The organism is Eleftheria terrae (assembly GCF_030419005.1).
Taxonomy (GTDB): Bacteria; Pseudomonadota; Gammaproteobacteria; order Burkholderiales; family Burkholderiaceae_C; genus Caldimonas; species Caldimonas terrae.
Map to the genome: position 1 here is coordinate 3,008,385 of NZ_CP106951.1, position 20,927 is coordinate 3,029,311.

Consider the following 20,927-nt stretch of genomic DNA (forward strand, 5'->3'; position numbering starts at 1 on the left):
TCATCGGCCCAACCAGCGGCTTTTGACAACGCGGCGGGCCGGCCGCGCGGGCCCAGAAACAGCGAGGCCACCGGGATCGGTGGCTTCAGGCGGTACGGCGGTGAAGAGATCCGGCGGATCTGGGTCGGGCCGGCGGATCGTCGGTCGGGTCTGTTCTACGGTGAACGGGCGCTCCAGCTCCCGCCAGTGGCGCTCTTCCAAGCGGTCCAGACCGCAGGCAGCGGCAGCGGCTCGGGCGTATACAAGGCAGTCCAAGGCATCGTTGCGCTCCCGCATCTTCTGCCACTCGCGTACCGGAAAGCCGTTGCGGTCCCGCCGCGTGACGAGTTGCTCGGCGCACAGCTGCTGCAGGTACTCGGCGTCCATGGCGGGGAGGTGCACGTAGCCCGGCGGATAGGCGATCTCGCCGGTGCCCGGGTCCACGGTCGGCGCCTTGCGCAGGTTGCTGTACAGCTCCTGCTTGGCGAGACCCACAGCCACCGCGAAGACCTTGATGCCGCGGCGCAGCCGGCGGCCGCCTGCCGTGACGTCCACCGCGGTGGGTGTCCCGATCAGCGCGGCGCCGCTCGGCACACCCTTGACGGCCATCACCCGGGAATCGTGGCAGGCGCGTGCGAAGGCGTAGGCCTCCTGTGTCTGGAAACCCGTGTCCACCGCCAGCTTGGCCAGCGGCATCTGCACGCCGCTTTCGTGAGTCCAGGTTTCGTTCAGCAGCGCGCCGAGCTGTCGCCACACGTCGGCTCGCCCGGTGTCGCCCATCAGCACGCGGTGCTCGATCAACCAGGATTCCTTGCCGCGGCCCCAAGCCCAGACCGACACTTCGATGCGGTCTTTCTGGATGTCGGCCCCCGCCACCAGCAGCAGGCCACCCCAGGGGACCAATCCCGGGCGGTAGCTCTCGCGCCGCTCCAGCAGGCGCTGCCAGTCGGGCGCCTCGCCGTCTTCGGTCCACGTCTCGCCCAGCTCCGTGTTCTTGAAGGTCTTGATGGCCGCCGACGAGCGCGACTCCTTCGCGGTGGCGCTCTCCCAGGCGGCAGCAATGTCGCGCCACGAGCGCCAGCCGATCGGGCTGTACAGCGATGACAAGTGGAAGCCGGCCGTCCGCCGCGAGCCGCCCGTCACCGTCGCCCGCCACTCCCCGCGCTCCAGCATTCGCGTCTTGTGGTGCTCGGGGATGGGCGCTTCGCAGTCCTCGCAGATGTAGGCGACGGTGTGCGGCCGCTCCCGCTCCCAGCGCAGTCGCTCGAAGCGCAGCCACTGGCTGTGGCCGCAATGCGGGCACGGCACGAAGTAGCGACGTTGGTCCGACGCTTCATACTCGCGCTCGATGGTCGAGGCTCCGGCGATGGTCGGCGTCGACACGATGAAGATCTTGCGCCGGGCAAAGGTGCGAGTGCGGGCCTCGGCCAGCGAGATCGCATCCCCTTCGCCCTCCACGTCCAGCGGATAGCCGTCCACCTCATCCAGGAACAGGTAGCGCACCGGCATCGATCGCAGGCCCACCGCGCTGTTGGCCCCGGTCATCACCAGCACGCCGCCGCGGAACTCCTTGGACAGGATGGTGTTGCCAGCGTCCCGGCTGCGGGCCGGCGCGATCAGCTCGGCCAACACCGGTGACTCCTCCACCAGCGGATCGATCCGCTGCTTGGAGTTGCGCTTGGCCATCTCCACCGTCGGCCAGACGGCCATCATGGGACCCGGCGAGTGATGGATCACGTAGCCAATCCAATTACTGCCCGCCTCGGTGTTGTGGGTAGGAATCCAGCCCTTGCCGCACAGGAACAGGTGATCGGACGAGTCCACGGCGATACAGCGCACCGGTACCGAGGCCACCGGCTGGATATCGACGATACGTCGGCGCCGGCTCCTGGCGGGCAGCCCCTTGTCGATCGAACGCATGCGGGCAAGCTTGCGCGAGAGCCGGAACATCGGCTCTTCTGCATAGGCGGTCCAGGTCACCCGCCAATGCTCCTGGCTGGCCGTCCAGCCTTGCTCGCGGAATTGATGCAGCCTGCCCGGTCGGCTGGACACGCTGGGTTTGTAGCCCAGGCTGTACAGCAACTCGACCAGTCCATCGATCAAGTTGCGATCGACGTTGGAGAAGGTACATGTCTTGCCGTCGGCGCTGATGGTGCCGTCGGTATCCATCAAGCCCTGCACCAAGGCCAGACGCTGCTGGCGCCCGGCGCGCAAGTAGGCCTGCGGGATGTGCTTGTTGTCCAGCAAGTCCAGCAGCCGCAGATGTGTCATGAAACGGGAGCGACCACTGCCAGCCAGGGGCAATTGATCCTCGCCGATGGCCCGGTACGTCGGGTCGATGATCACATTGGCGCAGCGCCCCTTGCGCCAGGTGGGCAGGCGGAATACGGCATTGACGCCGCAGGCGTTCAAGTGCTGCGCGATCTCCTCATCGTCTTCATGCACGCTGATGTGATTCATCGTGCTGCTGCCGTCGCCCAACCAGACACCCAGCAGGTAGGGATCGATCAGCAACGGTTCGCGGGGCAACTCCACCGCCTTGCACAAGTCCACGGCATACCGAAACCGCTTGCTCCGGCCCAACTTCACACGCCCGACCATGTGCTCCGTTCGCAGCGTGCGTTCCTGCGGAACATCATTGGTGAAGTCCCACACGCGCCAGAGATGCGCTGCATCACAGACGACGGTCTGACCGTCCTCGAAGAGGATGCAATAGCAGGGCTGGTCTTCGAGCACTGGCGAGACGCCCGTGACTTTGCAGGGCCAGCCATCGGCCCCGAAGACATAGTCGCCGGGGCTCAGCTGGCCCATCGTGCTCCACCCTTCGGGAGTGGGAATCGGCGTATCGAGCGCCAGCGGGGCACCGACCTGTGCGCCCTTCATGAACACCACGCGCTCCACGGGTGAAGTGGGCGAGAGGCAGTCGAGGATCTCCCGCAGGTAGGGCGTGCGGGCGGTCCGCCAGCGTCCCGGCTCGGCCGATGCCTTGCTGGACAGCACCCGGTGTCGGTCAGCCCATTCGGAGACCGTCAGCAGCGGGTCCGGTGTAAGGCCTTGCCGCCATGCCCGCTCGATTTCGACCGCACCTTCGTAGTTGAAGTCCATCATCCATCCAGCCGCGGCTCTACTTCGCCCAGCTCCTGCAGTTGCTCACGCACCGCGCGCTCCAGCGCCACGTGCATCTCGTGCGGGTCCACGCCGAGCCGGGCCGCCAGTTCGGACGAGACCCGGCCGGGCCAGTTGAGCCAGGCATCGCGCTCCGCACGCGCCAGCTTGAAAACGTGGGCCAGCGCCTGCGATCGGTCCACCAGCTCGCCCTTGAGGCGGGCCAGCCGGACCTTGTTGGCTTGCGCCTTGACGACCTCGTTGACGGTGCGGGCCTGCAACAGCGAGGTACCACCCGCTGACGCAGCGCCGCGCTCCACCAGGTCGCTTTGCACCCGAGGGGCTTGCTGCCGCGTGCCGACGCGCTGCTCTTCCGTGTTCTGCGCCCACTCGGCGTCAGCTCTTTGCGCATCAACGGTGCCGTCCGGCTCCGGGGTGATGCGGCCCGCCCGGATCGCCTTGTGGACTGCCGTGTCGCTGACGCCCCGGTGACGGGCATAGGCGCGTATCGAGATGCCCATCGACCAATCGATTCACATGTGTTGGATCAGGTTGTCGCCAAGCTCCGAGGCGGCAGATGTGTCTACTCGATCGAACGGCAACTCACTGCAAACAGTGCTTGGCTTCATCGCGGGGAAGAGCGTTCATGCGGTTGTCCCGCAACACAACCAAGGACCGACCATGCAAGACCTCAACACCCTCTTGACCGCCATCGCCAGCCAGCACCTGTCCATCGAGACTCTCGAAGTCCGCTACTCGGATCGCCTGGACTTTCACGGGCTGAGCGTCTGGGAAGTGCGGGCCGCCCTGGAAGCGGCCTTCCAGGCTGGCTACGAGCGCGGGCTCAAGAGCCGCAAGAAGGCCGCCGAGCCCAACTGATTCGGCGGGCGGCACACCACAGCTCGATGCATCTGGATTGCCGCCCAGCTCGGACATGGCAGCGCCTGTCGTCGAGTCCGCTGGACTGGCGGCAGGAAGCGCGGAAGCCCTCGCCGCGAGCGGTCGCTTGTTGCGCAGTCATCACCGCGGCGTAGCGGTCAAGTCAAGGACCGATGATGTCTGCGGTGAGCAGCCGCCAAGCGGTGGCGGCGCACAGAGGCACTTGCCCGTTGCCAAGGGCTTTAAGTCGGTCCACCCGAGCGGCCACCCCATGAGCCACTCGACCCACGTCGGGTTCAGCGAGCCACCAATCTGCTCGCTCAAGGGCCTTGAGTTGCGCTCGCGGGTCAGCGGACTCGCAGCGCCGCTCTTCCAGTCGCGCGCCGTCGGCGTCGCTAGCCACAGGCTCCGATGGATGGCCCCGCCCAGCTCGTTGCCACTCGGCCCGTCGCTGCGGCCAGCCTGGCTGAAGCCGTGCGGCGTTGGCCAGCGCAGGACCGCTGTCGCCAAGCCATCGCCGCTCGTTGCGCTGGCCCCCTTGCGATTGTGATTGCCGCTCACGGTCGGGGTCGGCCACGATCCGCGCTGCGCCATTGTCTCCAGCGAGGGCCGCACCGCGGCATTGGCCGACAGACTGCGGTTCGTGCCGCTGCGCTGTGCCGTGGGCGTCGGTAGCGACCAGCCAGAAGCGGTCGCGCCGGTGCGGCGCCCCGACATCGGCAGCTCCCAGCACCGTCCACCGGCAGTCATACCCGAGCGCGGCCAAGTCACCGAGGACGCGTCCGAGTCCCCGAGTACGGAGCGCTGGGCTGTTCTCCACGAAGACGTGGCGCGGTCGAACCTCGCCCACGATGCGCGCCATCTCGGCCCAGAGGCCGGAGCGCTCGCCGTCGATGCCGGCGCCCCTGCCGGCGACGCTGACATCTTGGCAGGGAAAGCCGCCAGATACCACGTCAATACAGCCTCGCCATCGGCGTCCGTCAAAGGTGCGCACGTCATCCCAAACCGGGAAAGCCGGGAGAAGGCCATCGTTCTGGCGGGCGACGAGAACGCCTGCGGCGTAGGGGTCGAGCTCGACGGCGCAAACGGTGCGCCATCCAAGCTGGTGGCCGCCGAGTAGGCCTCCACCAGCGCCCGCGAATAGAGCCAGCTCATTCATTGCACTCCAAGGGACAAGCCGGCCGTGCCGACCTTGAATCAACTCGCATCAACTCTTCCGTTGCTGCGCGGCCCGAGAAGAGCGTTCATAGCGACGTCGCACAGCGACAGCCAACCAACCCAAAAGGATGAACAACATGAACGCAACGACCCTGACCGCGACCCAGCGCGAGACCTTGACTCACGCGGCCGAGCACAACGAAGGCCGCATCGAGTGGTTCCCCGCCAGCGTCAAGGGTGGCGCCCGTGCCAAGGTGCTGCAGGGCTTGGTGGCCCGCGGCTGGGCCTATCAGGAAGGGAAACGCCATGCCGTCACCGACACGGGCTATCAGGCCATCGGCCAAGCGCGACCCAAGCCGGAAGGCGAGGCGGTGGCGCTCGATGAGGACAGCACGCTGGAGGATGACGTGGCGGCTGCGGAAGCCAGCTGGGCTGGCACTCAACCGGCGCCGGCACGCAAGACACGCGCGCCCCGCGACGGCAGCAAGCAAGCGCAGGTCATTGCCTTGCTGCGTCGCCCCAGCGGCGCCACGGTGGCCGAGATCCAGGCGCTGACCGGCTGGCTGCCGCACACCGTGCGCGGCACCTTCTCGGGCACCTTCCGCAAGCGCCTTGGCCTGCAGGTGGTCTCTGACAAGGAGGATGGCGGTAAGCGCGTCTACCGCATCGTTGAAGCGGGCGATCGCGAGATGGCTGGCAGCAGCGTCTTCGACATCGCTGAGCTGCGGTGATTCCAGGGTGGGCCGCCAAGCGGCCCATCTGTGAACACCGGCACATCTGCCAGTGACCCCTTGACGCCGGGACGCCCTTGGAGCGTTCATGCACGGCTGTGCCGGCCCGCGTGGTCTCGCGGCACGCTGACATTCAAGGAGAGACGATGACCCACACCGCAGTGAACGACCTCCAGCGCTACATCCTGGAGCACGCGATGGACCACACCGAAGGGCGGATCGAATCGCTGCCGCCGGGTTTCCCGGCCTCTGCACGCGATGCGCTGCTGCAGGACCTGTTCAACCTTGGCGTCGTCACCACCGACGGCACCCGGTGGTTCGTGGCCGTGCTGGCCTACGACGTGCTCGGACGGGACCGACCACGCAAGCCGGTCAGTGACCCCTTTGCCGAGGTCGACCACCTCCAGCGAATTGCGGCCGCGCAGCAGGAGCCGCGCCGCGGACATCACACAGCGCACCAGCCATTATCAAAGCCATCCTGGGCCATGTACCCAGCGTGATCAAACCGTATCCATTTCAGGGGGCACCGGGACTTCACTTCTTCCGCCCGCCGAGCGTTCATAGCGGTGTCGCAGCTTCGCGGCGCAACAAAGAAGGAACGCAGAGATGAACTACACGACCCTAGCACCGGCGACAGACGTGACCCGCACGGTGACCTTCAACGGACGGCAAGTCCAGGTGATGGCTTTGGATGTCGCGCTCAGCTTCACCCGCAAGCCGGTTTGCCTCGACCACGTGGCGATTCACGGTGACCCGCAGCGGGTGTACATCACCACCACCCACCACCTTACAGCAGCCGAGTTCGACGAGTTCACCTCGAACTTCATGCGCCGGCGGAGCTGGCTGGCCGGTGCAGGTGGGTCAGTTCACGGCGCCGCGCTCTGCATCGAAGTCGTGGCGCCGCAGCGTCCCACCCTCTACGTCAACCCGGAAGGCGCGGACTACGCGCGCTACGTGGCGCGAATCGGCTGATCAATCGGTATCAGGTTGGAGGCCAAGACCCCTTGGCTTCCTGCTCGCTCAGAGCGTGAATAGGGTCATCGCACGCACCCCTCCTCCAGAAGGAAAACGACATGCAACCCAACGACAACGTCCCCGCCGCACCCAACGAAGCCTGGGGCTTCATCGGCACGATGCGTGAACACGCCCCGACCGCCTGGCCCATCGCCATGCGCGGCATCGCGAAGGCGACGGGAGAACCGATGGAGTCGGTCCGGGCCTTTCTCGACAGCCGCTCGGGCCGGCACTTCGCGGATGACGTTCTGAACGAGGTGCACGCTGGCGAGCCCCTTCCCCAGGCGATCCAGAAAGCCATCGACCGGTGGATGGCGTGGCGGATCGGCGCCAAGACGTCGGCGTATCACGGCATACCGAGGGGCTTGCCCTACCTCACCGGCTTCGTCATCGACGCTGCCATGCAGGAGGAGTTGGCGTAGGCTCAGTCCACTGGGGCCGCTTTGCAGGGCTCAGCTTCTGCTGTGCCAGCGACCTCGTTGAACGCGACACCGTCGTGCTCGCGCACCGCGCTCTTGCCCGTCCAGTCTTGCCACCGCCTCACGATGGTGTCAGCGTACTTCGGATCCAACTCCATCAGGCGAGCGATTCGACCGACTTTCTCCGCCGCGATCAAGGTGGTGCCCGAACCGGCGAACGGATCGAGCACGATGTCACCCGGCCGGCTGGAGTTGCGGATCGCGCGCTCGACCAACTCCACTGGCTTCATGGTCGGGTGCAAGTCGTTCTTCGCTCGCCGGTCGATCTGCCAGACGTCGCTTTGGTCACGATCCCCGCACCAATGGCGCTTGACGCCCTTCGGCCAGCCATAGAGGATCGGCTCGAACTGGCGCTGGTAGTCCGCGGTTCCCAGCGAGAAGCGGTTCTTTGCCCAGATGATGAAGGTGGACCAGTGACCGCCAGCATCTCGGAAGGCGGCCTGCAGCGCGTCGAGCTCGCTGGAGGACATGGCGATGTACATCGCGCCGCGACAGCGCGGGACCATCAACGCCAGAGCGTCGGCGAGGAACTGCTGGAAGCCCGCTCCGAGGGCGTCGTTCAGGATGGGTCGGGACGTGCCCCGCTTTCTGAACATTGCGCTATCCCCGTACGCAACGTTGAACGGCGGGTCTGTGAACACCATGTCGACTTGGCCATCGCCCAGCAGCAGCTGATAGGCCGCTACGGTGGTTGCGTCCCCGCAGACCAGGCGGTGCTTCCCCATCAGCCACACATCACCCACCTGGGAGATTGGGCGCGCCTCTGGCTCCGGAACAGCGTCATCGTCCGTCTGCCCATCCTGCTCCACTTCAACGCCGGACAGGATGTCCGCCAGCTCATCGGCATCGAACCCGGTGAGCGACAGGTCGAAATCCGCCTCGTTCAGCGCAGCGAGCTCAAGCTGGAGCAGATCGTCGTCCCACTCAGCCCAAGTCGCGGACCGGTTGGCCAGGAGGCGAAAGGCACGAATCTGCGTGTCGGTCAGCTCATCGGCCAGGACGACCGGGATCGCCTCCAGTCCGAGCTTGATCGCGGCCTTCAGTCGCAGGTGACCGTCGACCAGCTCGCCGGTGCTACGCACCACCACGGGCAAGCGGAACCCAAATTCAGCAATGACAGCCGCCATCTGGTCTACCGCGTGGTCGTTTTTTCTCGGATTCCGGGCGTACGCGATGAGTTTGCTCGTGGGCCAGTGTTCGAGCTGCAGGGGCCTGGAGCAGTCCTGAGATGACATTCTTCGCATGAACATGAGGATGTAGTGGCTACGAAAGGACCGCCTGCCTCCCGATACGGAGGCAGAACGCCGAAAGCAGGTGGCAGGAGCGGCTTCACGGGGAACGGGCAGGCGGACCCGCGCTTCAGCTACCGATCGGTCAACATCGGAAGGCGGCGTGTACGATCGACGGCTGCTGTCAATCTATGAAGGTGGAGCCGGTGAACGTCACCCGCTTGGACAACCGACTGCTGGTAGTCACCGAGGAGGTGGGCGTATCAGCGTACGACTTCAACTTTGAACTGCACTTCAGCTGCAGTCACCCGTACCAAGTCGATGGAGAAGAGGTCTGCGTCCTCCGAATTGGTCCGATCGTCGACTACGAAGCCGAGTTCAAGGAGAAGATGAAATTTGGACTGCGGCCAGTGAACTCGCCTGAGCAGCACGCGCTAGCCAGTGAGCTGGAGCAGTGGTACCCGCTCATCGAGGAGTACACACCGCGCAGTCGGGTTTTCGACCAGCTTCCCCGAGTCGAGGAGATCGAAGCAGATTTCGAGTGGCCGGTCTTCTTGAAAGGGTCGCGGCAAACCAGCAAGCACAATCCTGATCTTGCTGTGATCAAGGACCGGCTTCAGTATGAGCAGGTCGCGAGACGCTATCGCAGCGACCCGATCCTTCATTGGCAGAAGCCAGTAGTGCGCGAGTTCGTGTCCTTGCAGCCCGTGCCGGGCCGTGTGCCAGGGAAGGTCCAGCCTTCCGTCGAATACCGCTCCTTCTGGTGGCATGGGGCCTGCGTTGGATGGGGGCGATACTGGTATCAGCTGCCCCCATATGAGTGTTCGGACGTAAGGGCAGGCCTAGCGATGGCAGCAGAGGTGGCTAAGCGGCTCCAGGTCCCATTCCTCGTTGTCGATTTCGCTAAGACGAGCGCTGGCGAATGGACCGTGATCGAGTGCAACGACGCTCAGGAGTCAGGCTACGTTGGGGTCCAACCGGCGGAACTCTGGCGAAACGTCCTGGCGACGGTTGGCGGCTAGCTTCGCCAGTGCAAACGCCGCAAACACAGGTTTGCAGCTAGACGCTAGAAATACCTCGCGGGTTTTCCGCCCGCATTGGTACCCAAAAGGAAGGACCCACAAACTCTCCTGTGGGCTGCTGAGCGGAGGGTCGACAGCGATCTGAGGTGGATCGCGTCGCTCTACAGCAGGTCCTTATGCAGTCGCAGTTCGAACTGTACCGAGAACAACGCCGGCCGTCTTCCACTCCGAGACGCCGGCCACACCGCATGTGGGAACGCCAGCCCTTCTTGCGCCGCGGATCGGAGCGCAAAGTAACGCTGGGTACCAGGCCCTGCTTTTCACTCCGGGAGATCACTCCCTACTGCTGGTCCCTGCGCCACCGTACCCAAAACTGTACCGAAAAACGGCCAAAGTGTTGCAGCCCCCAAGTAGCGCTTGAGGGCGCGCATGGGAGCTATAGCCGCATTTCAGGAGCACCTGGGTGCGCAAAGGAGCGCAAAGGAGCGCTGGCACCCACGGCCTGCTGGTTGAGCCGATCGGCGATGACCTGCAGGGCCACCATCCACCGACGCCAGGCCGTGGTCCGCTCGCAGCCCAGGCGCTTGCCGATCTCCTGCCAGCCGTAGCGCTGCGCCCGCATCCACACCAGGTGCCGCTGCTCCACCTGCAGCCACTGCACCCATTGCATGGCCTGCAGCAGGCGCTCGATGTCCTGCGGGCTGGGCGGAAAGCGCACCGGTGCCTCCTCCCTGCGCCCCAGCGCCTCCCACGGCTCCCGAACGACCCGCGGCCAGGTGCTGAGGTAGCCCTGCACCCGAACGGCAGGCAGCCGTCGGGACGTCTCAGCAGCATCGGCGAACCGCATCGCCACAGCCTCAACGGTCCACTGCTCAGTCATGGCGCTTGCCTCCTTTGCCATACAGCCGCTCGCCGATGCGGCGGACGATCTCGCGTTCGACGAAGTCCAAGCGTTCGTCGGCTTCGCTCACCACGAGGATGCGTTGGTCTCGCCAGCCGTGTTCCTTCACAGCATCCAGGTCGGTCGTCTGCGGCTGCAGCCTGCCTAAAGGGCAACGATACCGGTACGTGTCGATCTTCATGGATTCCCTCCTCACCGAGCCCACTTCGGGCGATGGCTAAGCGGCAGGTATGCCGGCCGCGCCACGGGCTGCGCAGCCGCCTCTCGGATCAACTCCTCCCGCCTTGCATGAAAAGCTGCATAGGCCTCGCCAGCGACATCCGCCCAAGCTCTCCGATTGATCGCCTGCCGCTGTCCGCGGCTGAGCGCCGTCGGCACAACGGGCGCGGACTGCTCCTGCCGAAGGCGCCGCTCGCATTCGATGAAGTAGCGCCGTGCGTCCCGACCGCGCGGTGTGCGCTCTACCATCGCCAACTCCTTGGCCATGTCTAGCGTGAGGTGCACCTCCGATCGATGTACCGTGCGCCAGCCTCCCTGGTGGGGGACTTGCTCCACAAACTTGTGGAGCAAGTAGTCGGCACCTTCCTCGAAGCCGTACTTGCGGATGCGCCCCTTGATCCAGGTCGTGTAGTCCTGCGAGGACTCCAGGAACTCGTGCAGACGCCGGGCATTGACCAGCGGCACGCTGGTCCCATGGATGCGACCCGACAGCACTGGAATCACTGCTTTGTCGTTCACTCGGCGTCTCCTTCCGTGTCGACGGCCCACAGCAACAGCGCGAGTGCGTCGGCCTCGTTATCGTCCAAAGGACCGTAGCCGCGTTTTTTCACCGCGGTGGCCACCTCCCCCTTGCCCGCGTTGCCGCGGCCCGCTACGTGCCGTTTAATGGCCCCGACGGGTACGCCCTGGTACGGGACCTGGTGCTGCTCACACCAGGCCGTCAAGTGAGCCATCAACCCACCGTAGACGTGCGCCGCATCGACCCCGGTGTGTCGCCGCACTTCCTCGAAGTACACAGCGCCGATGTCGCCAGCGGTGGACCGCAGTTCGGTCAGCCAGCGCTTGAAGCGCAGGAAGCGCATCCCGCCGCCTTCGAAGCGTTGCGGCTTGAAGTGCTGCGTGCCGCTCGTGGTCGTGCCGTCTCGCTGGCGCAGCGCCCAGCCGGTCGCGGTGCCCAGGTCCAGGGCCAGCACCGTGAATTTCTGTGTCATTGCTTGTTCCGGTTTTCGTTCCAGGTGAACCGGCACCGAGGCATGCCCCGGCAGTCTTCCGACACTGCGGACACAGTACATCGTTAACTCTTTTATATGCGCGCATACACGCATATAAGAGAGTTAACGATGTAATGCGGCAGTTGCGTCAGACCGAAGTGCCGGTCCCAGGTGTTTGGCTCAGTCGTCCTTGTACGGAAGCGGCGTCTTCAGCGCAGCAGAAGGCACCTTCAGGCCGATCCCGACAAAGCCGCGGACGCCCGCGCTGTTGCGCCATCGCTCGATCCGGCGAGCGATCAAGGCATCCGAGAACCGTCGCTGGGACATCACGAACTCGCCATTGGCCTCCGCCCACTGCTTGAAGTCGGCGTACAGCTCGATCGTGAGGGCTTTCGCGTTGGGGGCCAGCACGCAGCGCTCGGCGATATGGCGTCCGAGGGCATCCTCCGCCTCGAAGTACTCATGGGTCGCCGCCACCACCGATTGCGGCGGATTCAGGCCCTGTTGCAGCCATTCCAAGCAGCCCTTGATGGCCCAGGCGAGGATGCCGCCGCGCTCGGCCAGCAGCTTCTCAGGCAGCCATTTGTCACGCCGCTCGGCCGGGATCGTCACGGTGAATGGCACCAGGTGCAGTCGTCGCTTCATCGCTTCGTCGATGTTGCGCATTGAGGGTCTGTGATTACCCGCCACGATCAGCTTGAACTGCGGCGTGAACTGGAAGAAGTCCTGTCGCATGAAGCGAGCGGAAATCGGGTCGCCACCGGTCAGCGCCTTGACCTTGGACTCGGCCCAGCGCCGGCCTTGCTCCGTCTCCACCGAACAGACCAGGCGGGCGCCGCGCAACCCGGCCATGTCCGTGGGATGACGGTCTGAGCGAGACTCCATGAACGTGTCCATCGGCGCATGCGTCGCGTAGTCGCCCAGGATCGAGGCAATGGTGTTGATGAACACGGACTTGCCATTGCCGCCGGTGCCGTACAGGAAGAACAGCGCGTGCTCTTGCGTGGAGCCCGTCAGGCAATAGCCCACCATGCGCGCGAGGTAGCGCTGCAGCTCGACGTCTCCCCCCGTCGACGAGTCCAGGAAGGCCAACCAGTTGGGGCACTCCCCGTGCGGGGCAGCGGTGGTGATCTTGGTCATCTGGTCGCCGCGCGCGTGAGCCCGCAACGACGCGTCGCGCAGTTGCACCACGCCGCCTGGTGTGTTCAAGGCCCACAGGTCCCGGTCCCACTCGCTCGCACGCGAGGCATGGCGGGGTTCCGAGCGCGCAATCTTCTCGATGGCAGCGAAGGTCGACGAGCTGGCGAGCCGGGCCCGCTGGCGCGGGCTGTCTGCCACGGTGGCCGCACTCTGCCCGATGCCGCGCGCCAGGTGCAGGACGTACTTTACCTCGTCCTCGTTCCAACGGGTGCCGGTCCAGACCATCCACTTGCCCCATGCGGCGCAGTAGCGCCAATCCGCTGCGTAGTGACGGGTGAACGCCGTGGCCAGGCCGTCCTCGGTGTTCCAGTCGACGCCTTCCAGCAGCTCCTGTGCTGATGCCGGCTCTGCGAGCAGAGTCACGGGCATGCCCCGACGAGCCGTGATGAAGCCCTGCACGTCGAATCCCTCCGCAGCGGCATCAGCCGCGTCCCAGCCCTCCGGCGTATCTTCCGGGGGGTACAGGATCGCGCACGAGGTCGCACCGGCCCGCAGGATGGCCTGCGCCGCGTTCTCGGCGTACTGCCAGCCCGGCTTATCCTTGTCGGGCCAGATCAGCACAGTCTTGCCAGCCAGCGGGGACCAGTCGGTCTTCTCGATCGGTGCGTTGGCGCCGTTCATCGCTGTCGTCGCGCAGATGCCGAGCCGGATCAGCGTATCGGCACACTTCTCGCCTTCCGTGAGCACCACCAGGTCGGCAGTCGAGATGCCGGGTTGGTTGTACAGCGGGCGAGGGTTGGGGGCGGTGGCCTTCTTGCGGCGCACATCCCAGGGCCGAAATTCCTTCTTGCCACCCGGCGGGTCGTAGCGGTAGACGCTGGCGATCCGTTGGCCTGCAGCGTCAAGGTAGTCCCACCGGGCCGTAGCCGGGCCCAGCTCGTCAACCGGCTGCTTGCGGGGCGGCTTGGCCGCCGGCTGCACCGGGGCGCGACCGAGCAGATCACACGCCTTCTGCAGCACCGCCTGAAAATCGCGCTGCACGTCCAGGCCGTAGTGCGCAGCGATGATCGAGAAGACGTCGCCACCCGAGCCGTTGGCGCGGTCGGTCCAGAGGCCGGCCTTTTCGCCTTCCAGCACGATCTCCAGGCTGTCGCCGGGACTGCCCAGCACGTCGCCGATCAGCAGCTTGCCGCCGCGCTTCTTCCCGGCAGGGAACATGATGGCCAGCACCGACTCCAGTCGGGCGAGCAAGGCCGCCCGGATCTCGTCGCGCTGCGCGTCGAGCTGATGATGCACCGGGGTACCGTAGTCGTTGAAGTCAAGCATCGGGCGCCTCCTTCCGGGCGCGTTGCGCTTGCCACGCCAGCATCTCGTGGAGCTTGAAGCGGACCAGCTTGTTGATGTAGTAGTGAGGGATGAGCAGGCGCTCGCGCTTGGCGGCGTTGCTCAAGAGGGAGGACGGCAGACACAGGGCGTGGGCCGTTTCGTCGGCCGTCAGCAGCCGCTCTTGCATCAGATCCTCAGCAGTCAAAGGTGATGGGTTCTTGGTCATGACAGTGATTTGCAGCGGTCCTGCCAGGCGCAGAACCGGCATTCGAAATGGGTCGGATCGACAAAGGCGCGGGGCAGCAGCTCGCCCGCCTCGGTGGCCTGGATGACCCGGGCAGCGCGGTCCGACATCCGCTGTGCCAGCGCCGCATCGAAGGGCACGAGCTCGGCGTAGATCTCCATCGAATCGGCGTTCAGCGCGGTGAACAGCGCCGGGTGCTCGTGCAGTTGCAGGTACGCCTGGTACAGCGCGACCTGGGCCGCGTAGACCGGTTTAGCGGCGGCCAGGCCGTGCTTCTGCAGCTCCTTCCACCCCTTGGCGCCCAGGCACTTCATCTCCCACAGCGCCGGGCAGGCAAACCCGTCCGGGCCGGAGAGCAGCACGCCGTCGACATGGCCTTGCAGCCGCCCGTCGGCGACGCTGAAGCCAAACTGCTCGCCGTCCGCCTTGCAGGTGCGCAGATCGAAGCCGGCGGCACGCAGCCAGGCCGCCATACACTCCTCCATCCGGTGGCCGCGCTCGAAGATGCGCAGCAGGCGGCCGGTGAAGCTGCGTCCCGGGTCCACGGGGGCCTGCGCGTACTCGAACTGCAGGGCCCGCTCGCAGGCCACGCCGACGCGCGAGGCGCCGAGGTAGCTGCGAGCGGGCTGCTCGGCGGCCCGCCGCTGCAGGCCGTCGTCGATCAGCGCCTCCACCCGTTCGCCCAGGTTGGACGTGGGGTTAAAGTCCAGCATCAATATGCCTCCAGGTCCCTCCGCGCCTGATGAACGACACGGTTGACGGGCTTACACCCACAAGCGTTGCCAGTTCGTTGGCCGAGCACGCCTGCGACTGGAGCAGCCGCTTGATGATCTGAACCTGCCGGGTGCTCAAGCGCGCAGTACCATTGCGATCGCCAAGCAATGAGCGTCCTTTAGCCTTCATGTCGGCCAAGTTCTCTGCTTGGGTGCCAAGCCATAGATGTAGTGGGTTGACGCACCGGGGGTTATCGCAACGGTGGCAGACGAAAACTCCAGGCGGGATCTGCCCGTATGTCAGCTCCCAGGCGATCCGATGCGTACTTTCCTTCTTTCCTCGCAACTCGTTTCCGACGGGGCTGCGGCGGATTTCCCCATAGCCGCCCGTATTCGTTGAACCTGTCCACAACCAGCACCCATCGTTTCCTGCGCTGATGTCCACGCGAGCCCAGAGCCGATCGGCGAGAGGCCGCCGTTTCCTACGCGATGTCGCCAGCGCGTCGCCACCAAGGCGGACGATTTCACTCGTCACTTGTTCCTCCCGAAGTTGGACCCGGCGGCGACTTGTCGATCCTCCCAAGGTACATCGCTGTCCATGTCGGCGAACGGCACCAGGAGCGGGTCGGGCACGGGCGCCATGCCGCGCACTGGGGGGGTACTTCGTGGCCTCGTGGTGCTCGGCCATGGCCTCGGTGTAGCAGCTCACAATTGAATCGATGACCTGCAGCGCCTCCGCTTCGCTGTACTGGCCCAGCGGCTTGCCGAACCCGATGGCCGAGCCGGCTTCGCCGAAGGCGCGCAGGCAGCGACGCATCGAGGCCTGCTCGATTTCAGACGGATCGATCATCAGCACCTCCTTGCGGTCGATGTCCCCCTCGCGCACGGCCCGCCAGCTCCCGTACAGCGTGTGGAACGCTTCCTGGCACCGGCGTGAGCAGAACACCCAGTCGATTGGGTAGTGCCGCGGGTCGGTCAGTGCGTAGCGGGTGTCGCTGTGTCCGAAGCCGCGGGCGCTGCGTGAGCAGATCCAACATTTCAATAGGCCTCCTCCTCACTGGGCCCACGCCGGTTTGCCGGTGACGGGCGCACGGCCCGGCGCCGCGGTGTGCCCAGGGGCAGGGGCACGGGTGGCGGCAGCAGGCTGCGCTGCGGGTCGGTAACCCTGAGCCGCGGGGACAGCGGCCGGCGTGGGGGGCACGTGGGTCGTGGGCTGCGCGGTGCCGGCCGGCGCCGCACGCGGCGCCACGCCCATCAGCCTTGCGTAGTCCGGGTGGTCCGGCTCGACGGCGGCCTTGATGACGTTTTTGAGTTCGTCGCGGCCGTCCTTCTCCACGTCTATGCGGGCAAGGAACTCGATGCCGTCCAGCTCGTGAAAGCCTTGCAGGCAGCGCTGTGCGGCAGCCTGGGGGCTCAAGTCCTTCGGGTGCAGGTTGCGCGCGCTGTTGAGCACAGCTCGGATGAAGCTGCGGCCCATCTGCCCCCAAGTCGGGCCCTTCGCGCTGTAGATTCCAACGCTCGACCAAACCTTGCGCTTGGCGTAGTCGCCGGCCAGCACCACGAACTCGCAGGCCAGGTAGACCGAACCGGTCTCGTAAGACTGTGTCGCCCAGCCGCCGGTCCAGCCTTGCGATTCGTCATCGAAGCCACCCGGCTTCAGCGTCATGCGCACCGGTGCGACAGTGCCCTTGGGGATCAGGTCGAAGGATTGCGGTTCAGCGTCGTTGAAATCGTTCCACATCGTCATGCGGCGGTCCTTTGCGGTTGTTGGTTGTTGATGGTTTTGTGAGTGGCGGCGCACTTGGCGATCAGCGCGCCGAGGTCGGGCGGCTCCAGCAGGTCGAGCGAGCCGGAGCGGTCCTTGGCTGGGTAGCCGTAGGGATTGAGGGTGTGGGTGACGAAGGCGCGGAAGGCGCTGCCGTCCTCCGACTTGATCTCGGCCAAGGTCACGACTTCGTCCACAACACCCGGCAGCTCATTCGCGGTCTTGCTTCCCTCGATCTGGGGCAGGAACACCTTGCGGTTGAAGTCGTCCAGGCGCTCGTCGAGGATGGCAACAAAGACGACGTGCTTGCCGCGGGCGTGCTGCAGGTGCGTGAGCGCACCAATCATTTCTGCGCCGAGCAAGCCATAGGCGCCGCGCGTGTCCGGCTTGCCGGTGCGCTCGGAGAACGCCTGCGGCTGCGTCTTGGCCCACGCCAGGCACCAACGGGCCAGGACCGTGAGGCTGTCGACGAAGTAGCAGTCGTACTTGTCCAGCTGCGCCGGATCGCCGTAGCGCTGGCAGACGTGATCGAAGTGCGCCTGCGAGAACGGGGCATCGGCGGGCAGCGCCGGGTTCGGACCGGCCAGGAACACCACCGTGTCCCGGAACTCGGACCAGGTCGCCGGACGCAGGGTGTCGCCCCGCCAGTCCTTGACCGCCAGGTCGCCCGCTTCCAGGTCGACGAACAGCGTGCTCGCCTCGGGCAGCGTCTTCAGCTGAGAGGTCTTGCCAACTCCGGCGCGTCCCAGCAGCACCAGCTTGACGCCGGTGCGCTCTGCGAGCCGCTGCTCCGCGGTGACGATGGGCAGCGCCATCAGTTGGACTCCTTGGCATCGACGTGGAGGGTGATGCTGGCCTTGCCGGGCTCGACGGTTCGGGCGGGCGCGAACTGCTCCTGCAGGCTGGGTGGCCAGCTCTTGAACTTCGTCTCGGAGACGGACAGCTTGGCGTCGATGTAGTGCTCGACCTTCTCGCCGCCAGCGACGATGCGCTCGGCCAGCTGGTGCAACTGCTGCTGGTCCCACTTGACGCGCTTGGGCAGCTCGAAGGTGATCTGCACGCTGCCGTCGCGACCATTCACGGTGCCGAAGTCCCGGCCCGAGTCGCGCAGGGCCTGCCGGCTGGTGGCGCCGTAGGCGGCGTCGAGTGCCGCGGCGAACTTCTGCTCGGCCTGGCGCAGCCATGCAGCGGCGTCCTGCAGCTGGCGCTGGACGTCGGCCTTGTGAACGGCGGGCATCGCTGCCAGCTCGGCAATGGTGAGCGCGGCGATCGCCGGCAGCGCAGCGAGCTCGGACACATGGCAGCCGGTCAGCGCCGTATCGGTCGTGGTGATGTGGTTCATGACCGCGCCCTCACTGACCCGCACGCTGCGACGTCGAGCTGTAGACCGCGGCCCGCTCGAACTCCACAATCGCCTCGACGGGGTAGCCGACCCGCTTTGACAGCTTCAGGTACTTCGGCCCGCGACCCTCGTGACGCCAGCGCGCCAGCGTCTTGTGGTTGATGCCCCAGCGGTGAGCCAGCTCGTGCTCGCTGAGGACCTGGCGCTGCACCGGCGTGGCGAGGTCCGCCACCGCTGCGGCGAGCTGATGGGCCGCGCTTTGCGCCGCTCGGCCCTTGGGTGAAGAGATGAACATGGAACCTTCCTGTGTTGATGTGCGATGCACAGGAAGGATTGAAGAACTATCTTGAGGAACTGATAAGGGAACGAAAGTTCCTCATTCAGCGGTTGTTCAGTTCCTTATGGAAGCCGCATGAACACTGGCTTCTTGCCTTCATGGCGAACCGAGTTCCCCATGCAGTTCCTTAAGATTCGCCCCAGTTCCTTATGCAGTTCCCTATGAATCGGGCCAGTTCCTCATGCGGTTCCTTATGCAGTTCCTTATAGGACTGACATCGGTTCCTTATGACGTAGCGCTGCTGCAACAAATGACGCCGCAGACCCAAGGGCCGCGGCCTCCCAAACGCAAACGGCGAGCCGATGGCTCGCCGTTGTCGCTTCGAATGTCGAACGATCCGCTCGACTCAGGTGCTGCTCACGGTGATGTGCGGGCAGGCGGCTTGGAGCGAAGGCAATGCCCCGGCCTGGCGATGGGCATCGAATAGGTGCCGCGCTGTCGATGCGTGATGACCAGCGCTCGATAGGCATACAGCGGCCCTTCGTACTCCGGCTCACCCTTGTTGCACGCCTTCACCTTGAAGAGGTCACCGGGCTTCTCGCTGCTCAGCCCGGCCAGGCGCATGATCTCCTCGGCGGCGAGGCACTTCCCCTTGGCCAACCAGAGCGCCTTGAAGATCGCAGCCTGGGCATCCGTCAGCCAGATCACGCCATGCGGCCAGTCGGCCAGCTGCACGCAGCGGAAGTCAAATGCAAAGGGCGCCGGCGTGGGCTCAATCGCGCCGGGCCGCCAGATCGGTTTTTCGAGGGCGTCACTGGCAGGGATCCGTTGTTCGGCCAGGCGCTTCGTGCCCTCCTGCGCTGATGCGCCATCCTCAGCGCGACTGCATGGTTGCGCTCGCCCGGGGCGGGCCGCCCTGTCGAATCCGGACGGCACCGCCTCAGCTGCCCCCGCGCTGACCTCCTGTACATGGCCCCCGCGCAGTCCGTCCAGGCACAAATCGATCGCGTCACAGGCTTGCTCGAACACATCGCGATGGTGGACCAGCAACCAGAAGGACCGGTGCAGATCATGCTGGCAGCCGGCCAGGCCGTGCAGCACGTCGTCGCGCCCGTCAGCCGCCTTGAGCATCGCCTTACGGCCCAGGGAGTTGGCCAGCCGCGCGCCACGCTGGAATCGCTCCATGAACTCGGGCGGCAGTTCACCGCTGGCCAGCTTCTCGATGGCGCAGTCCAGGATCCGTGCCATCTCCTTGAGGGCCACGGGGCGTTGCTGATAACGGAAGTGGGGGCCTTGCTGAGGCCGCTGCTGCCGCACCTGGTGATGACCAAGATGCGAATGGGCCTCGTTCGAGGCCCGTCTTTTCTTCATTCTTCTTCTCCAAGATCCGGGCCGGCACCTCCGGCCCGTTGCTCACGCAGTGCTGCAGGTTTGCTCAATCCACCAGCGGATGCGCCGGCCTTCGACGGCTATGCGATGTCGATCTGCCATTCGGCGCTGATCGGCCTCTGCACGTTTGCTGCTGAAGTTGTTCATAAGGTCTCCAAGTAGTTAAGGTTCTTTACTGCGAGCGCAAATGGTAGTTGCGCATACATCTGCTATCAAGCCATCCACCCCTGTCAGCCCAGCGAGGGAGCGCAAAGGAGTTACGCCAACCGAGGCTGCGTCCTAGCATCGGATTGGTTTGTTCGTGAACTTCTTCTCATGCGTCTGCAAGAACCTTCCTTTCTCGGCCATCGCCAAGCGCAAGCCGACCCACCTCGTCATCCACACCAGGAGATCGCCGACCTGCTGGCCCTCGCGCTACTGCGGCTGCAGCTGCGTACCAGTGCGGCGCCTACGCCACTGCATTCGCCGGCCCCGCTGGTTGGACTTCACTTCCTGCCCGAGCAGAGCGTCAATGCCAACCCGTCTCGACTAGAAGGAGTTGACGCATGAAGACACCGGCATCCGCAAACGCCGGCACTGCCCACATCGCTGAGCAGATCGCCCAGTTGCCCTACCTGCCGATGGAGAACCTGTGGACGCTGTGGGATGAGCTCTTTGAGCAGCGGCCGAACCATCGCAATCGCACCTACCTGGAGACCCGCCTCGCCTACCGGCTGCAGGAGCGCGCCTTCGGCGGCTTGTCGCCCTCGGTGCGCCGTCGGCTGGAGCAGATCGGCGAGACCGGCGTCGTGCCGCGGCTCAGCCAGCGTGAAGCGGATAGTTTGATGCCCGGAACGCTCCTGACGCGTGAGTACGACGGGGTCGTGCACCGGGTGGTCGTCCGCGGACCGGGTGACTTCGAGCACCAGGGCCGGCGCTACAAGAGCCTCTCGGCCATCGCCCGCGCCATCACGGGAACGCAGTGGAGCGGGCCGGCCTTCTTTGGCCTCAAAGCGTCTCGCCGGGGAGACAAGGCATGAGGAC

Annotated in this window: 25 protein-coding genes and 1 pseudogene; 8 read left to right on the top strand and 18 right to left on the bottom strand. The window is 65.5% G+C overall.

The annotated features are described in order from the left end of the window. Complete coding sequence (locus N7L95_RS13250; RefSeq protein ID WP_301255717.1) at positions 1-3,084, bottom strand: terminase gpA endonuclease subunit; 3,084 nt, start codon at positions 3,082-3,084, stop codon at positions 1-3. Further along, positions 3,084-3,605, bottom strand: a complete 522-nt coding sequence (locus tag N7L95_RS13255) for an elements of external origin (RefSeq protein WP_301255718.1) — start codon at positions 3,603-3,605, stop codon at positions 3,084-3,086. The genes N7L95_RS13250 and N7L95_RS13255 overlap by 1 nt, the downstream gene beginning before the upstream one ends. 160 nt (positions 3,606-3,765) lie before the next feature. On the opposite strand from N7L95_RS13255, the gene N7L95_RS13260 reads away from it, so the two are divergent. Continuing rightward, positions 3,766-3,963, top strand: coding sequence for a DUF6900 domain-containing protein (locus N7L95_RS13260; RefSeq protein WP_301255719.1), 198 nt, complete (start codon positions 3,766-3,768; stop codon positions 3,961-3,963). 163 nt (positions 3,964-4,126) lie between these two features. Here N7L95_RS13260 and N7L95_RS29615 read toward each other — a convergent pair whose 3' ends face one another. Next, positions 4,127-5,122 (bottom strand): DNA cytosine methyltransferase, encoded by a 996-nt coding sequence (locus tag N7L95_RS29615; protein WP_363324837.1) that lies wholly within the window; start codon positions 5,120-5,122, stop codon positions 4,127-4,129. A gap of 136 nt (positions 5,123-5,258) precedes the next feature. On the opposite strand from N7L95_RS29615, the gene N7L95_RS13270 reads away from it, so the two are divergent. From N7L95_RS13270 to N7L95_RS13285, 4 genes are all read left to right on the top strand, one after another. After that, on the top strand, positions 5,259-5,852 hold the full coding sequence (locus tag N7L95_RS13270; protein WP_301255721.1) for a DUF3489 domain-containing protein: 594 nt from the start codon (positions 5,259-5,261) through the stop codon (positions 5,850-5,852). A gap of 146 nt (positions 5,853-5,998) precedes the next feature. Continuing rightward, complete coding sequence (locus N7L95_RS13275; protein WP_301255722.1) at positions 5,999-6,352, top strand: hypothetical protein; 354 nt, start codon at positions 5,999-6,001, stop codon at positions 6,350-6,352. Positions 6,353-6,458: 106 nt separating this feature from the next. Continuing rightward, positions 6,459-6,824: a hypothetical protein gene (locus N7L95_RS13280; RefSeq protein ID WP_301255723.1), complete on the top strand. Its 366-nt coding sequence runs from the start codon at positions 6,459-6,461 to the stop codon at positions 6,822-6,824. A gap of 101 nt (positions 6,825-6,925) precedes the next feature. Beyond that, positions 6,926-7,288, top strand: coding sequence for a hypothetical protein (locus tag N7L95_RS13285; protein ID WP_301255724.1), 363 nt, complete (start codon positions 6,926-6,928; stop codon positions 7,286-7,288). A 2-nt stretch (positions 7,289-7,290) separates the two neighbouring features. Here N7L95_RS13285 and N7L95_RS13290 read toward each other — a convergent pair whose 3' ends face one another. Next, on the bottom strand, positions 7,291-8,580 hold the full coding sequence (locus N7L95_RS13290) for a DNA modification methylase (RefSeq protein WP_301255725.1): 1,290 nt from the start codon (positions 8,578-8,580) through the stop codon (positions 7,291-7,293). A gap of 200 nt (positions 8,581-8,780) precedes the next feature. Here N7L95_RS13290 and N7L95_RS13295 point away from each other — a divergent pair, with 200 nt between their 5' ends. After that, positions 8,781-9,596 (top strand): ATP-grasp domain-containing protein, encoded by an 816-nt coding sequence (locus N7L95_RS13295; protein WP_301255726.1) that lies wholly within the window; start codon positions 8,781-8,783, stop codon positions 9,594-9,596. Positions 9,597-10,032: 436 nt separating this feature from the next. On the opposite strand, the gene N7L95_RS13300 is transcribed toward N7L95_RS13295, so the two are convergent. From N7L95_RS13300 to N7L95_RS13365, 14 genes and pseudogenes are all read right to left on the bottom strand, one after another. After that, complete coding sequence (locus N7L95_RS13300) at positions 10,033-10,476, bottom strand: DUF6362 family protein (protein WP_363324838.1); 444 nt, start codon at positions 10,474-10,476, stop codon at positions 10,033-10,035. After that, entirely contained in the window at positions 10,469-10,678 is a 210-nt protein-coding gene (locus N7L95_RS13305) for a hypothetical protein (RefSeq protein WP_301255729.1), read from the bottom strand. The genes N7L95_RS13300 and N7L95_RS13305 overlap by 8 nt, the downstream gene beginning before the upstream one ends. An 11-nt stretch (positions 10,679-10,689) precedes the next feature. Further along, complete coding sequence (locus N7L95_RS13310; protein WP_301255730.1) at positions 10,690-11,235, bottom strand: antA/AntB antirepressor family protein; 546 nt, start codon at positions 11,233-11,235, stop codon at positions 10,690-10,692. Continuing rightward, positions 11,232-11,708 (bottom strand): hypothetical protein, encoded by a 477-nt coding sequence (locus tag N7L95_RS13315; RefSeq protein WP_301255731.1) that lies wholly within the window; start codon positions 11,706-11,708, stop codon positions 11,232-11,234. Before N7L95_RS13315 ends, N7L95_RS13310 begins: the two co-directional genes overlap by 4 nt. 180 nt (positions 11,709-11,888) lie before the next feature. Then, entirely contained in the window at positions 11,889-14,174 is a 2,286-nt protein-coding gene (locus N7L95_RS13320) for a phage/plasmid primase, P4 family (RefSeq protein ID WP_301255732.1), read from the bottom strand. After that, positions 14,167-14,400 (bottom strand): DNA-binding protein, encoded by a 234-nt coding sequence (locus N7L95_RS13325; protein WP_301255733.1) that lies wholly within the window; start codon positions 14,398-14,400, stop codon positions 14,167-14,169. The genes N7L95_RS13320 and N7L95_RS13325 overlap by 8 nt, the downstream gene beginning before the upstream one ends. Beyond that, a complete protein-coding gene (locus N7L95_RS13330; RefSeq protein WP_301255734.1) occupies positions 14,397-15,131 on the bottom strand; it encodes a PD-(D/E)XK nuclease family protein in 735 nt (244 codons plus the stop codon). The genes N7L95_RS13325 and N7L95_RS13330 overlap by 4 nt, the downstream gene beginning before the upstream one ends. Beyond that, the gene (locus N7L95_RS13335) at positions 15,118-15,666 is read right to left on the bottom strand and encodes an HNH endonuclease (protein ID WP_301255735.1); all 549 of its coding nucleotides are present in this window, start codon (positions 15,664-15,666) and stop codon (positions 15,118-15,120) included. Before N7L95_RS13335 ends, N7L95_RS13330 begins: the two co-directional genes overlap by 14 nt. Further along, a pseudogene (locus N7L95_RS13340) lies at positions 15,663-16,173 on the bottom strand (DUF6511 domain-containing protein). The gene N7L95_RS13335 and the pseudogene N7L95_RS13340 overlap by 4 nt, the downstream one beginning before the upstream one ends. Before the next feature lie 12 nt (positions 16,174-16,185). Continuing rightward, on the bottom strand, positions 16,186-16,878 hold the full coding sequence (locus N7L95_RS13345; protein ID WP_301255736.1) for a hypothetical protein: 693 nt from the start codon (positions 16,876-16,878) through the stop codon (positions 16,186-16,188). Beyond that, positions 16,875-17,711: an ATP-binding protein gene (locus N7L95_RS13350; RefSeq protein ID WP_301255737.1), complete on the bottom strand. Its 837-nt coding sequence runs from the start codon at positions 17,709-17,711 to the stop codon at positions 16,875-16,877. Before N7L95_RS13350 ends, N7L95_RS13345 begins: the two co-directional genes overlap by 4 nt. Continuing rightward, the gene (locus tag N7L95_RS13355; protein ID WP_301255738.1) at positions 17,711-18,238 is read right to left on the bottom strand and encodes a hypothetical protein; all 528 of its coding nucleotides are present in this window, start codon (positions 18,236-18,238) and stop codon (positions 17,711-17,713) included. The genes N7L95_RS13350 and N7L95_RS13355 overlap by 1 nt, the downstream gene beginning before the upstream one ends. Before the next feature lie 10 nt (positions 18,239-18,248). Beyond that, positions 18,249-18,533 carry a helix-turn-helix transcriptional regulator gene (locus N7L95_RS13360; protein ID WP_301255739.1) on the bottom strand — a complete coding sequence of 95 codons (285 nt, stop codon included), beginning with the start codon at positions 18,531-18,533 and terminating at the stop codon, positions 18,249-18,251. A 399-nt stretch (positions 18,534-18,932) separates the two neighbouring features. Continuing rightward, on the bottom strand, positions 18,933-19,886 hold the full coding sequence (locus N7L95_RS13365) for a hypothetical protein (protein WP_301255740.1): 954 nt from the start codon (positions 19,884-19,886) through the stop codon (positions 18,933-18,935). 333 nt (positions 19,887-20,219) lie between these two features. Between N7L95_RS13365 and N7L95_RS13370 the strand changes: the two genes are divergently transcribed. Continuing rightward, complete coding sequence (locus tag N7L95_RS13370; protein ID WP_301255741.1) at positions 20,220-20,453, top strand: hypothetical protein; 234 nt, start codon at positions 20,220-20,222, stop codon at positions 20,451-20,453. Further along, positions 20,450-20,923, top strand: a complete 474-nt coding sequence (locus N7L95_RS13375; RefSeq protein WP_301255742.1) for a DUF2924 domain-containing protein — start codon at positions 20,450-20,452, stop codon at positions 20,921-20,923. The genes N7L95_RS13370 and N7L95_RS13375 overlap by 4 nt, the downstream gene beginning before the upstream one ends. Positions 20,924-20,927: the final 4 nt, after the last annotated feature.